At 44.5% G+C, this 11114-nt stretch carries 12 protein-coding genes and 1 other RNA gene; 5 read left to right on the top strand and 8 right to left on the bottom strand.

The features are described 5' to 3' along the window. The 5 genes from ACEW8S_RS07880 to ACEW8S_RS07860 all read right to left on the bottom strand — a co-directional run. Positions 1–1306, bottom strand: a 1306-nt coding sequence (locus ACEW8S_RS07880) for a PVC-type heme-binding CxxCH protein (RefSeq protein WP_373517616.1), incomplete at its 3' end; no start/stop codon positions are given. Between the two features lie 122 nt (positions 1307–1428). After that, entirely contained in the window at positions 1429–2997 is a 1569-nt protein-coding gene (gene rny / locus ACEW8S_RS07875) for a ribonuclease Y (protein WP_373517615.1), read from the bottom strand. A 98-nt stretch (positions 2998–3095) separates the two neighbouring features. After that, positions 3096–3205, bottom strand: a non-coding RNA gene (gene ssrS / locus ACEW8S_RS07870) — 6S RNA. A gap of 72 nt (positions 3206–3277) precedes the next feature. After that, the gene (locus ACEW8S_RS07865) at positions 3278–3574 is read right to left on the bottom strand and encodes a cell division protein ZapA (RefSeq protein ID WP_373517614.1); all 297 of its coding nucleotides are present in this window, start codon (positions 3572–3574) and stop codon (positions 3278–3280) included. Between the two features lie 20 nt (positions 3575–3594). Then, on the bottom strand, positions 3595–3885 hold the full coding sequence (locus tag ACEW8S_RS07860; protein ID WP_373517613.1) for a hypothetical protein: 291 nt from the start codon (positions 3883–3885) through the stop codon (positions 3595–3597). Between the two features lie 457 nt (positions 3886–4342). Between ACEW8S_RS07860 and ACEW8S_RS07855 the strand changes: the two genes are divergently transcribed. Together ACEW8S_RS07855 and ACEW8S_RS07850 are read left to right on the top strand one after the other, a co-directional pair. Further along, a complete protein-coding gene (locus ACEW8S_RS07855) occupies positions 4343–6034 on the top strand; it encodes a M23 family metallopeptidase (RefSeq protein WP_373517612.1) in 1692 nt (563 codons plus the stop codon). Between the two features lie 23 nt (positions 6035–6057). Continuing rightward, the gene (locus ACEW8S_RS07850) at positions 6058–6720 is read left to right on the top strand and encodes a hypothetical protein (RefSeq protein WP_373517611.1); all 663 of its coding nucleotides are present in this window, start codon (positions 6058–6060) and stop codon (positions 6718–6720) included. A 179-nt stretch (positions 6721–6899) separates the two neighbouring features. On the opposite strand, the gene ACEW8S_RS07845 is transcribed toward ACEW8S_RS07850, so the two are convergent. Then, entirely contained in the window at positions 6900–8045 is a 1146-nt protein-coding gene (locus ACEW8S_RS07845; RefSeq protein WP_373517610.1) for a cysteine desulfurase family protein, read from the bottom strand. 264 nt (positions 8046–8309) lie between these two features. Here ACEW8S_RS07845 and ACEW8S_RS07840 point away from each other — a divergent pair, with 264 nt between their 5' ends. Then, positions 8310–9323, top strand: a complete 1014-nt coding sequence (locus ACEW8S_RS07840; protein ID WP_373517609.1) for a hypothetical protein — start codon at positions 8310–8312, stop codon at positions 9321–9323. A 140-nt stretch (positions 9324–9463) separates the two neighbouring features. Here the strand turns inward: ACEW8S_RS07840 and ACEW8S_RS07835 are convergent, their stop codons facing one another. Beyond that, positions 9464–10012 carry a Smr/MutS family protein gene (locus ACEW8S_RS07835; protein WP_373517608.1) on the bottom strand — a complete coding sequence of 183 codons (549 nt, stop codon included), beginning with the start codon at positions 10010–10012 and terminating at the stop codon, positions 9464–9466. A 63-nt stretch (positions 10013–10075) separates the two neighbouring features. Between ACEW8S_RS07835 and ACEW8S_RS07830 the strand changes: the two genes are divergently transcribed. Both ACEW8S_RS07830 and ACEW8S_RS07825 read left to right on the top strand, forming a co-directional pair. Then, the gene (locus tag ACEW8S_RS07830; protein ID WP_373517607.1) at positions 10076–10375 is read left to right on the top strand and encodes a DUF2752 domain-containing protein; all 300 of its coding nucleotides are present in this window, start codon (positions 10076–10078) and stop codon (positions 10373–10375) included. An 18-nt stretch (positions 10376–10393) separates the two neighbouring features. Next, positions 10394–10720 (top strand): CCC motif membrane protein, encoded by a 327-nt coding sequence (locus ACEW8S_RS07825; RefSeq protein ID WP_373517606.1) that lies wholly within the window; start codon positions 10394–10396, stop codon positions 10718–10720. Positions 10721–10733: 13 nt separating this feature from the next. Here the strand turns inward: ACEW8S_RS07825 and ACEW8S_RS07820 are convergent. Next, the coding region (locus ACEW8S_RS07820; protein WP_373517605.1) for an aminotransferase class III-fold pyridoxal phosphate-dependent enzyme at positions 10734–11114 on the bottom strand (381 nt) is incomplete at its 5' end.

The raw sequence follows: 11114 nt of genomic DNA, 5'->3' as shown, positions 1-11114 counted from the left end.
GCTGGTAATTTTCTTCCGGCGCCAAACGGTAAATACGGCCTCTTTCAATATCCTCGGCCTTATGTCCGCCTACCCCGCCATCGTACCAATCTGAAATAAACAGGGAGCCGTCGGGAGCTACCGTAACGTCGTCGGGCCGGAACCAATCATCCTTACTTTTAACCAAATTTTCGATTTTGGCGCCGTAGCCCGCACCTTTCTCATTCAAGATATAGCTACGAACCACATTATGGCCCGGTTCGGCATGGATCAATTGATTATGATATTTTTCGGGAAGAAGGTCATCCTCATACACCAAAATTCCGCACGGAGATCCGGATCCGGTCTGCAAAAGATTGGGCACTGTACCTGGATCGTTGAGGTGCCAATGGCGTTTGGGTATTTCGTCGTTCCAACCTGTTCGGCGCTCTTGCCAACTTTGGCGTGTTAGCAGGTCTTTGTAGCCGTAATTACCATTTTCCATCACGAAATTGATTCGTGTGGCACGGTTACCATCATCGTCGTTGTCGGATTGCCAAAGGCCACCATAGGAATCGACGGCCAGTTCATAGGGATTCCGAAAATTATTACCCAGGACCTCAACATCCGACCCGTCTTCTTCCATCCGGAAGGCCATTCCCTCTTGGTATTTGCCATCTTCGACGTCGATTTTATTGCCATAAATGTCGAGTACTGTATTTCCGTCCTTATCCAACAAGCGCTTTCCATTGTTACCTTGATTAAAATAGAGCCGGCCATCGGGACCGAATACAAAGGCGTGTACCCCATGATCGTGATCCACCCCCTCTATTCCAGAAAACAGGACTTCTTTGGAATCGGGAACATCATCACTGTCTTCATCCGTAAACACGAGCACATTGGGACTATCGGAAACGATGACCTTGTTCCCCAAAACCACAATCCCCAAAGCGGCATTGATATCCTGGCCCTGATAAAAAACTTTTTGGGTGTCGGCCTTGCCATCGCCATCGGTATCTTCAAGAATAAGGATACGGTCGCCCTTATTGTCATAGGAAATTTCCGGATTGGCAAAAGATCGGTAATTCGTGCCTTCACAAATCCAAATCCTTCCCTTGGCATCGATGGCCATGTTCGTAGGATTGGCCAACATCGGTTCGGAGGCAAAAAGACCTAATTGGAGTCCGTCGGCCACCTCCATAGAGGCCAAGGCATTTTCGGGATTTCGCTTTTCGAGTTCCGAAAGAGCGGCGTAATCAACGGCAGGTTCCGCCTTTTCAGTACAGGAATTAAAAAGGATTACCGATAGCAAAAGCGGCAATAAGGAATACTTATGAATTCTGTGCATAGTCAAGCCGGATTGAAGTTTATGACATTTGGGTAAAATTAATCAAAAATCGGAAGGTTCAAGTTGCTGAATCCAATTGATATGCATACGTTCTTCCCTGAAATCAAAATGCTTTCAGAAACCTATTTCGCAACGTTCACCGCCCGTGTTTCTCGAATAACAGTAATCTTCACCTGCCCGGGATAGGTCATATCGGTCTGAATTTTTTGTGAGATTTCAAAGGACAGTGCCGCTGCTTTTTCGTCGCTTACCTTTTCACTTTCTACGATGACCCTGAGTTCCCTACCCGCCTGAATGGCGTAGGCTTTTTGAACCCCGCCAAAACCAAAGGCGATATCTTCCAGATCCTTTAAACGCTGGATATAAGAATCCAGCACTTGTCTACGTGCCCCGGGCCTTGCGCCACTAATCGCATCGCAGACCTGCACGATAGGAGCTATCAAGGTTTTCATTTCTATTTCGTCGTGGTGGGCGCCGATAGCGTTGCAGACGTCAGGTTTCTCTCCATATTTTTCGGCCCACTGCATCCCCAAGATCGCATGTGGTGTTTCCACCTCAGCTTCGGTATTCGGCACTTTTCCGATATCGTGCAAGAGTCCCGCCCGTTTCGCCAATTTAGGATTGAGTCCCAGTTCAGCAGCCATTACGGCACAAAGTTTGGCGACTTCCCGGGAGTGCTGTAGCAAATTTTGTCCGTAGGAAGATCTATATTTCATGCGACCTACCGCCCGTACCAGTTCGGGATGCAAACCATGGATTCCCAGATCGATAACGGCGCGTTTACCGACTTCGACGATTTCCTGTTCGATCTGCTTTTCGGTTTTTTTGACGATTTCCTCTATACGGGCCGGGTGTATTCTACCATCGGTAACCAGCTTGTGCAGCGACAGGCGGGCTATTTCCCTACGAACGGAATCAAAACACGAAAGAATAATGGCATCCGGGGTATCGTCGACGATGATCTCGACACCCGTGGCGGATTCCAACGCACGGATATTCCGTCCTTCCCTACCGATGATCCTTCCTTTTACGTCATCGGATTCCAGATTGAAGACCGAGACACAATTTTCTACCGCTTCTTCAGTGCCTATACGCTGAATGGTATTGATAACGATTTTTTTGGCTTCTTGCTGTGCGGTCATTTTGGCATCTTCGACCGTACTCTGGATGTAGGCCATGGCATCGCTCTTTGCGGTTTCCTTGAGCGATTCCAACAATTGGCCTTTGGCCTCGTCGGCGGATAGGCCCGAGATGACCTCCAACTGCTGTACTTGATTAGAATGTAATTTATCAAGCTCGAACTGCTTTTTTTCCAGGATTTCTTCCTTATGGGCCAACTCTTGGATCTTATCATCCAACTGCTGATTGAGTTTAGTGCCCTTGGCGAGTTCACTGCTTACCTGCGATTCCTTATCGCGGGTACGTTTGAGGGCATCGTTAATTTTTTTATCCTTGCCGATGATTACCTTTTCGTGTTCGGCCTTTAGCTCTAAAAACTTTTCCTTGGCCTGAAAAATCTTATCCTTTTTAATGCTCTCCCCTTCCGTTTCTGCATTTTTCAAAATACTTTCGGCCTCCTTTTTGGCATTTATGGTAGTTTTACTGGCCTTGCCCTTTTCCATAAATTTTGCGATCGCGAATCCGACCGCCAGGCCTATGATACCTACTATTATAAGTGTTGCACTATCCATATATTATTTCGAATTAAGAAAAGTTATCCTACGTAAGAAACGTAGACCATGCGCTACGACAGGGTAAAAAAAAAGCCCACATCGGAGAAGTTTTGTACAAACTCCAATAAACAGGTTTAGGGCTAACAGACTGATCAAGGATCCCTATACAAGTAGGGCCTGCTTTTACAGCCTAAACTCACCCTTTTTAAACAAATTAGTGTTGAGTTCGTCAAAAGGTAATACCAATGTGGGCAGTAACTAATGCTATTTTAAAGAACGTATCATCCCAAAAGGGACTTTATTTATTACCAAGCTTCTCGGCGATCAACTGATCCAAGGCGAGCAAACGTTGCATAGCCTCTTGTGAACCTTCCGATTGATCGATGCCGCGCTGTTCTATCTTAGAGGCAAACTGCAGGGCACACATGGCCAATACGTCTTGTTTGTCCCTAACGGCATAGCTCTGTTCGAACTTTTTTGCCAACTGCTCGATATTTTTTGCCGCTTTCCGCAACCCTTCCTCTTGGGCCGGGTCTATGGTCAAGGGGTACACCCTATCGGCGATCGTAAGCTTGATTTTGAGCTTTTCCGACATCTTTTAAAATTCGTATACCATTATTCGGCGAGTTGGGCGATACAATGATCCAACTCCCTGATCAACGTATTAATTTTAAGCTTAGCTTCTGTTTTGTCCGTACTACTGCCAAGCATCGTGTTTGCCAATTTTAGCGAATTGTAGCGCTCTTCCCATACCGAAATGGAGTTCGAAACTTCGACCTTATCCTTTTTAAGATGGTCAAGCTCGTTCACCAGTTTGGTATTGGACTGCTGCAACAGTTCAATCTTATGCAGCAACTTGCTGATTTTGTTCTCTAAGGAATCAACTACTTTGACCAATTCGCCCATAAATCAAACGCAATGCATTTTACACAAAGTTAACACACCTGTGCCTACTTGACAATACTTTTTTGAATTATTCCTGAACAAATACAATATAGTTCATTTTTAGGATGAAGATATTGAGGATAAAAAACTGGTAATCAGTATACAAAGATAAATATTTGGACAATTTTCGAAACCGCGTTCAAATGTAAATCGACAAACGAAGCCCCTAAATGGTTTAGCAAAATTTTTCAAATCCTGTTCGGTTAGCGTATACTATGATGCCTTTAAATCCGTTGGAACATTAAGGATGCGGACATATTTGCCACTTGCGTTTGTAGGAATTCAAATCGTTTTGCTAATTTCGCACCTCCTTTTGAAAAATACAGGGCGAGCCTTATGATAGGAGAGCAAAGAAATCCCTTGAAACAAAACCACTGAATCTTTCCGTTCGCTATCCGTTTTAGGAAACAAATCAACTATGAAGAAAGCTTTTTCCGTGCTATTGTTAGGTTTTTCCCTGAATATTTTCGGACAGACCGATTATCCCAAGGACGCTTTTCGTTCCCCTTTGGATATTCCCTTAGTACTTGCCGGAACCTTCGGCGAGCTGCGATCGAACCACTTCCATTCCGGCATCGATATCAAGACGCAACAACGCGAGGGGCTTCCTGTTTACAGCATTGCCGACGGTAGCGTTACCCGGATCAAGGTATCACACTGGGGCTATGGCAAGGTGCTCTATGTAGCGCATCCGAACGGGTATACCTCGGTCTACGGACATCTTCAAAAATTCGCACCTGAAATCGAGGCCTACATTAAAAAGGTTCAGTATCAAGAAAAATCCTACGAGGTAGAAGTATTTCCCGATTACGGGGAGGTCAGCGTGGAAAAAGGAAAGGTTATCGCTTACGGAGGTAATACCGGTGGGTCTTCAGGCCCACACTTGCACTTTGAAATACGCAGCAGCATATCCGAAAAACCGACCAATCCCCTGCTATACGGTTTTGATGTTCGCGACGCTACCAACCCGATACTTAATAATCTTTACGCGTATCCCTTATCCAAAGACACCGAAATCAATCAAAGCCAAAATAAAGTCGAACTGGATTTCAAAAGACAGGAAGATGGCACTTTTTTGGCCGAGAAAGCTTATGCCATGGGAACTATCGGCCTTGGTTTCGTCGGATACGATAGGCTAGACCTTGCCGCCAATAGAAATGGGGTCTATTCGGTAGAACAATCCGTCAACGGTAAAGTCTATACCAAATACGATTTTGAGACCTTTTCGTTCGGGGAGTCCCGATACATCAATACCCTGATCGATTACGACCACTATGGCCGTAACTACCAAAAAATACAGAAATTATTTAAAGGGCCGGGCAATCGTTTGGATATTTATAATACGTTGTTTAACGATGGCAAAATCGAGGTAACGGAAGGCTTGACCTATAATGTGGAACTTCTTATCAAAGATATCAATGGCAACGAAGTCAAGGCCGTGATACCTATCGAGGGCAAAAAAGAACCCGTTAAGATAGAAAGGGAAGACGAAAAAACCGATAACTACGTTGTCGTCAAAAAACCCAACAATTATGATTTGGGAGCTGCCAAGGTCTATTTTCCAGCCAATACGTTTTACGACAACTTTTATATCGACCTAGAAAAGGACGGGGATACGGTCAAGATACACAACAACCGTGTAGCCGCTCATCACAATTTTACCATTACTTTTGACGTGGCGGAGTATTCCGAGGAAGAAAGAAAACAAATGTTCATCGCCCGTTTGGATAGCCGGTTGCGCCCACTTCACGTTTCTACCTATAAAAGAGGAACGACTTTTACCGCAAGAACCAGAAACCTGGGCACCTATACTTTAGCGAAAGATACCCTTGCACCTAAAATATCGCCCCGTAACTTCAAGGAAAAACAGTGGCTTAACAACTACCAATATCTGAGCATACGCATCAGTGACGACCTTAGCGGCATCGATACTTACTCCGCCACTATTAACGGGGAATGGATTTTAATGGAATACGAACCCAAGACCAATACACTTACCTATAACTTCGACGATATCATCTTGGATAAAAAGGAATGCAATTTAGCGCTTACCGTGACAGACAATGTGGGGAATTCAACTACCTTTACCAGTACGTTTTTTAGAAAATGAACTAAAACTGAAAGTAGTAATCCATGAAGCGAATCTTTTTCATTTTGTGTTTGTTGGCTGCGGTTCATGCGACTTCACAAAAGAACATCTACGAAAGCCGCAAGTTCGACGACCTTACCGAAGCGCATACCGTATTGGCCATCATACCCTTTCTCACGCATCTGGACCTTAAAAATGAAATTTCGAAGGAAGAGCTGAGGGCCCGCGAAGAAAAGGAAGGCTATGCGGTTCAAAATGCCTTGGAAACTTATTTTTCACGACGGAAAAAAAGGAAAAAGTTTTCGGTGGATTTTCAAAATATCAAAAATACCAATGCCTTGTTGGCCCAAAACGATATCGACTACGACAACATCGATGTACATACCGTTAAAGAACTGAGCGCGATTTTGGGTGTGGATGGCATCATTAGCGGAAATATTGACCTTAACGTACTACTTTCGGACGGTGTAGATACGAAGTTCAATTTCTTGGATTATTTTCTTGGGGACGCCGATTACGGAAGCATAGGTGTAAAAATAAGTGACGGCAAAAGTGGAAAGTTACTTTGGAAATACGAAAAGGAAATCAATAAAAAATCCGGAAAAAACACCGATGACCTCATCGATCGGATGATGAAACTTGCCGCTCGAAAGTTTCCGTATGACCGGGAGAAGCGACGGGACAGGAAGAAGGATCCTACAGGTTAGGTTAGATACTTGATGCCCGATGCCCGATGCCCGATGCCCGATGCCCGATGCCCGATGCCCGATGCCAAAATGAAACACTTCCGACCTTATAAACTCCTAAACCCGCATAAACTTATAAACTTTTTATCTCTCGTCAAACCTGGCTGTCGAATGGGCGAAGGTCTAGTATGGCGCGTCTATTATTGAACAAACTCTTTGAGAACATCAACAACATAATCCAACTCCTTTCTCGTATTGTATTTCGAAAACGAAAACCGCAGCGAAGGTTTTTTCAGGTCCTCTTCGGATAGAATTTCGTTAAGTACATGCGATCCCGCATCGCTTCCTGATTGGCAGGCGCTACCTTTGGAACAGGCGATGCCCTTGATATCCAAATGAAAATGAAGCATCAGGGCTTTTTGGGGATCAATGGGCAAGCGGACGTTGACCAAGGTATAGGTGCTTTTATCCATATCGCCGGAATGGCCGTTGAAGGTTGCGGTGGGGATTTCCTTTTGTAGGCTATCGATAAAATGTTTTTTTAATCCCGAAACATAGGCGATTTCTTCCTTGAGGTTATCATAGGCGGCGATAAGGGCCGCTTCCAAGCCCACAATATTGTGGAAGGATTCCGTACCGGCCCGGAAACCGCGTTCTTGCGAACCGCCTAAAATCAAGGGTTTTAGTTTCGAATTTTTCCGGATATAGGCAAATCCGACGCCTTTCGGACCATGGAACTTATGGGCGGCGGCGGTCATGAAATCTACCGGGCACTCCTTTACATCCCACGCGTAATGTCCGATGGATTGTACGGTGTCCGAATGAAAAAGGGCCTGATATTCTTGACAGAGCCGACAGACCTTGGCGATATCGAGCCTATTGCCGATTTCATTGTTGACGTGCATGAGGCTGACCAATTTCTTGGATCCATCCTTTTCTAGCAACTGCCCTAAATGCGAGAGTTTCGGATTTCCGAATTCATCCAATGCAACGAACTCAACCTTGATTCCAAAATCCTTCCTTAGATCATCGACGGTATGCAGCACGGCATGGTGCTCGATTTTGGTGGTGATGATGGTCTCAACGCCCAAATCGCGAACGGCGGAGCGCAATATCATATTATCGGCTTCGGTACCCCCGGAAGTAAAGATAATTTCCGATGGCTGTGCGTTCATATATTTCGCGACCGTCTTGCGGGCACTTTCAATTGCGGTCCTTGCCGATCGTCCAAAACTATGTGTTGAAGACGGATTGCCGTAAAAATTCGACAGGGCATCCTGCATTTTGGCGATGACATTTTCCCTGACCTGGGTCGTGGCAGCGTTATCTAAATATACTTTTTCCATGCGAATTACTTCTTCCCTAATCCTGCAAAATTACCGGAATTAACTCTATTTTATCCCCAGATTCCCATAAACTTATATCGAACTCATTTATACTTTTTCTTTTACCTACGAACATCACATTTTGAGACCATATATCCTCATTTTTCGCCACCGTAGTACTGCTATGCTGTTAAAAAATGACTTCATCTGGCCACAAAAGCCGATATTCTCGGTTCCAAACAAAAAGTATAAATGAGTTCGCTTAATTTCCTTTATTTTTGGAGGATGAAAAAAATCCTGTTTTTAGCCCTCTTGATCGGATTATCTTCCTGTGACGACGGCGACCTGCAAATTGAGGAAGTCGATTTTGAGGCAGCGAACATCGAATCCTGTCCGGGGCTTGCAGATCCGACACAGACCACTTTTTTCTTTAAGATCGATGAAGACGAGGCCCTATTGCTGAATTTGGCGGGGGGGCTTATCAACAACGAGACCTCAGAACCGGGAACGCTTGCGAGCACAATACCCGAGCCTTCAAACCTGATCTATCGATTTTTTTCGGACAATGTCACCTCCGCGTATTTTTGTGATGCCATTCCCCCTTTGGAGCCCAGCGTGGTAAAGGAAAATTTAGCGACAGCGGGAAACATTATTGTAGATACCAAAGTAGATACCTTAACCGCCGAGACCAAAGACTATCGCCACACGATTTCCATTACGGACCTTTCCCTGAACAATGACCAAGGCGAGCAGCTGACCGACCTATCGACCCTGGTCTACGGCGATTTTATTACCAAGCCGAAAAACAGCGCTAAATTGGAAGTCCCGTTTTCAAATTACGCCGACATCGTCCCAACAGCTTGTACAACTGCCCCTATAGACGGCACAATACGCCTGTACAAAGTCTTCAACGATGAGTTTATCGCTTTAGACGTTGCGACCCTAGATACTATGTTCATCAATAAAGCGACCGATACCATTCCCCGAATTTTGGATCTAAAGGATAAAGAAGTATTTAAATATGTGGTCTTTGATACGGTTGCCGACAATGACCTGGCCTGCGCCGCTTCGTATGCAGAGAATATTAAAAGTTGGCGCTTCGTATCGACCGCCGGAAACCTAAAAGTGGAGACCGTGGCGAGTGTACCGGATGCCAATGGCAGTATAACCTATACCCATAATATTACGCTAGAAAATATGGTACTGACCTCAAAAGCGAATGGTACGGCCACAACTGGTGTGAGCTTGGCGGCAATACCCAGTGTAGCGTTTGGGACGCATACAACGGTTCAGCAGTAAGCCGGTTCAAATTCAAACCGATTAAACGCGCGCACCTTTTCGGCAATACGCTTAACGCCAGACGCTTTTCGCTTTTTCAATTTTGCTTAAAAATGGTGAGCTAAGCTCGGGGCTTAAAAACTTCTGGAACTTTACAGTAGTCAAGAATTCTGAAAAATATAAACCTCGGTCGCCCCCAGACCATATTTCTGGTATTCCGCATCATAGTATTTTACGTTTTCGTAGCGTCGGAACAGATAGTTCAGCTCTTCTTTGAGTACCCCCTCCCCTACGCCATGAATGAAGATCACCTTTTGAATACGTTTTTTAATGGCGAACTCTAACTGGCGTTTGGCGGTTTCGAGCTGTAGGTTCAGCATTTCGAAATTGGACATGCCCCTTGTCGAATTCGTCAATTGCTGTATGTGCAGATCCACCTCCATTTTCGAAGGGTTGCGTTCTTTGGGTTTAACGGTTTGCTGCTTTCGCTTTTTGGGTGCTTCTTTTTCCGCCTTTACTTGGGCTATTTCGTGATTACTTACTTTGATCACATCCGTTTTGGACATCTTGACCAATTCATCACCTCGAAATTCCAACAAAAAACCATCATCGGTTTCGATGGTAATTTCATCCCCTGAAATCCTTTTCACTATCCCACCGATTACATCGTCGAGCGTCTCTACCTTGTCCCCGATTTGAAAAACAGTCATCTTTTTGTTTTGTATCCCCAAAATTAATAGTAATTTTCGTGAAAGAAATCATAAAGCAAGAAAATGCATTGGGTCACCTTGTTGTTCAATGTCGAGGATTACATGCTTCCGTGCCTGACCAGGCAATTTTTGGGCTTTGACTGTCCCGGTTGTGGTTTGCAGCGGTCCGTGACGTTTTTGTTGCAAGGGGATTTTGTAGCTGCTTTTAAGATGTATCCGGCCATTTACCCAATGCTACTTTTGTTTTCCTTTATCGTGATAAAGCGCTTTGTAAGTATTAGATTTGAAAATACTATCACCTTCGGTTTGTTGCTTGCCACGTTCTTCGCCATATTCACCAACTTTATTTTAAAATTTATCTAAACCCTCTATATCAGAATCATGGAACGTCAAAAACTACCTAACGAAACTGCTATAATTGTCCTATCCATTTTTGGCATTGTTTGCTGTTGGTGCCTTGGACTTGGACTTATTCCTTCGGTAATCGCTTTAGTACTCGCCTTAAAAGCCGAAAAATTATATCGTGAAAATCCAGAGATGTATGTCAATTCCAGTACGATAAAAACAGGAAAAATTTTAGCTATTATCGGTATTGTTCTTGGGCTCTATTCCATTGGAAGTGTAATCTATCAAATCAGCACCGTCGGTTGGGAAGTTATGATGGAACAAAGCAGGGAAATGATGGAGCAATATGGTATTGATGAATAGATTTTTTTATCTTCTATTCCTCAAACTGCCTCAAGGTATTCTTAATAATCGTAATACAATCCAACAACTGATCTTTGGTCATCACCAAGGGCGGTGCAAAGCGGATGATATTTCCGTGCGTGGGTTTGGCCAGCAAACCGTTTTCCTTTAAGGCCATACAGATATCCCAAGCGGTAGAACTGTCTTCGGTGTCGTTGATCAGAATGGCATTTAACAAGCCCTTTCCCCTTACTTTGGTCACTATGTTACTGGTTGGGATAAAATTGTTCAGTTCTTCCCGAAAGAGTTCCCCGAGTTCAAAGGCATTTTGGGCGAGCTTTTCATCCTTTACGACTTCCAAAGCCGCCATACCTACAGCGGCGGCAACGGGATTGCCCCCGAACGTACTGCCATG

The sequence above is a fragment of the Pricia sp. genome (assembly GCF_041745955.1).
In the GTDB taxonomy this organism is placed as follows: Bacteria; Bacteroidota; Bacteroidia; order Flavobacteriales; family Flavobacteriaceae; genus Pricia.
This window is presented reverse-complemented; position numbering and strand designations above follow the sequence as displayed.

Bases quoted from the DNA above. Each gene is read 5' to 3' on its own strand.
- rny (WP_373517615.1), bottom strand. From the start codon at position 2,997: ATGGATAGTGCAACACTTATAATAGTAGGTATCATAGGCCTGGCGGTC.
- ACEW8S_RS07865 (WP_373517614.1), bottom strand. From the start codon at position 3,574: ATGTCGGAAAAGCTCAAAATCAAGCTTACGATCGCCGATAGGGTGTAC.
- ACEW8S_RS07860 (WP_373517613.1), bottom strand. From the start codon at position 3,885: ATGGGCGAATTGGTCAAAGTAGTTGATTCCTTAGAGAACAAAATCAGC.
- ACEW8S_RS07855 (WP_373517612.1), top strand. From the start codon at position 4,343: ATGAAGAAAGCTTTTTCCGTGCTATTGTTAGGTTTTTCCCTGAATATT.
- ACEW8S_RS07850 (WP_373517611.1), top strand. From the start codon at position 6,058: ATGAAGCGAATCTTTTTCATTTTGTGTTTGTTGGCTGCGGTTCATGCG.
- ACEW8S_RS07845 (WP_373517610.1), bottom strand. From the start codon at position 8,045: ATGGAAAAAGTATATTTAGATAACGCTGCCACGACCCAGGTCAGGGAA.
- ACEW8S_RS07840 (WP_373517609.1), top strand. From the start codon at position 8,310: ATGAAAAAAATCCTGTTTTTAGCCCTCTTGATCGGATTATCTTCCTGT.
- ACEW8S_RS07835 (WP_373517608.1), bottom strand. From the start codon at position 10,012: ATGACTGTTTTTCAAATCGGGGACAAGGTAGAGACGCTCGACGATGTA.
- ACEW8S_RS07830 (WP_373517607.1), top strand. From the start codon at position 10,076: ATGCATTGGGTCACCTTGTTGTTCAATGTCGAGGATTACATGCTTCCG.
- ACEW8S_RS07825 (WP_373517606.1), top strand. From the start codon at position 10,394: ATGGAACGTCAAAAACTACCTAACGAAACTGCTATAATTGTCCTATCC.